Here is a 1,376-nt window from a genome sequence, read left to right as displayed (position 1 = left end):
GGCTTCCAGGGCAACCCCGGCTCACACCCGATCCGGAGCCTTCGCGGTCCCGGGCGCCCCAGACCCTACTCACCGCAACAATTCAACCGAGAATCCCACGCTACGCGGCCGATCTCGCTTCTACCGCGCAGACTCCTAGCTGCCCATTGGGGCGTGCTCCTGTGCATGATCCTTGTCGTTCTGCCGGTTGGATTCTTGCCACAGCTTGTTCGAGACTTCGTATGGCAGGCGGACGGCAGCATCCTCGTTTCAACACAGCCCGACGGAGTACTGCATCTGGGCGTTACTCAACAGCTGGTGCACTCCTTTCCCCTGCGCAGCCCCTTCGCCGCGGGCATGCCGTTGTCCTACCACTATGGCATGGACTTGGTGCCAGCCGTTCTTCATCGATTCCTGGGAATCCCCGTCGCTGACGCCTGCCTTCGCTTGGTTCCCACGATGTTACTGGCACTGGTGTTTCTCTCCGCGTACATCTTTGGGCGTCGTTGGCTCGGCTCCGTGTTCGCGTCCACAGCGACGGCCCTGATGGTAGTTCTTGCGGAGGGCATGGGATACATGCCCGGGCTAGTGACCGGAAACCAGAACATTTGGGCGGTCCACTACTTCGATACGCCCGCGATAGTTTCACTCTATTGGGCGAACCCCAACCTCCCCGCCCTCGCCTTCTTCTTTGCGGGAATGTGGGCTCTTCTACGCGGCTTGGCTGATTCTGACCGGCGCTGGTCATGGTTTCTTGCTTCGAGTGTGATCCTTGGCGTCATGGGATCGTTCAAGATCTTTTTCATTGCGCACACCATGGCGGCCTTGGCTATCGCCGCTGCTCTATGCCTCCTTCGGCGTGACCGTCGCCTGGCCGAAGCGGTATTCGTCACCGGTGCAGCGTGCGTAGTTCTTGTATTGCCGCTGATCCTGCCTCATCTTGGATCGAGCGTGATTCGCGTTGCGCCGACGTTCCAGACCCACTATTGGCCGGCTGCGATCTGGAAGTTGGGCCTTGGCCAGATTCCCGGCTTCGCATCTGTTGTCGAGATGGCGATCCAGAAAAAGACCTCCGTTGGCGGGATTCTGTTCGGCTTCACTCTTGCCCTGCCTCTTTTTGTCCTGGGCAGTTTCGGCGTGAGATCTCTCGGTCTCGGCGGTCTATTTCGATCTCTTGTTCGGTGGAAACACTCACCGCCTCTCGACCTGTTCTTCGCAATTTTTGTGGTCTTGGGATGGCTTATTACGCCCTTGTTTCTAGTCCCTTGTATCGACCAAAGGCGGAAGTGTTGTCATGCTAAGCACTGCGTCCCCCGCAGCCAATCGGTTCTCGCCGTGTCGCGGGCCGATTCATGGGGCCCGTATGTCGAAGAAGCGGTATCGGATTGACTTGACGG

1 protein-coding gene is annotated in these 1,376 nt (G+C 58.7%); it reads left to right on the top strand.

Annotation, left to right across the window (positions count from 1 at the left end):
- Positions 1–165: 165 nt before the first annotated feature.
- A complete protein-coding gene (locus tag GY937_06330) occupies positions 166–1,368 on the top strand; it encodes a hypothetical protein (protein ID MCP5056328.1) in 1,203 nt (400 codons plus the stop codon).
- Positions 1,369–1,376 lie beyond the last annotated feature (8 nt).

It is taken from the genome of bacterium (genome assembly GCA_024228115.1).
Classification (GTDB): domain Bacteria; phylum Myxococcota_A; class UBA9160; order UBA9160; family UBA6930.
The sequence above is the reverse complement of the archived record's forward strand: the minus strand, read 5'-3'. Positions and strand labels throughout refer to the sequence as shown.

Coding starts and splice junctions, on each gene's coding strand:
- GY937_06330 (MCP5056328.1), top strand. CDS start 166: ATGATCCTTGTCGTTCTGCCGGTTGGATTCTTGCCACAGCTTGTTCGA.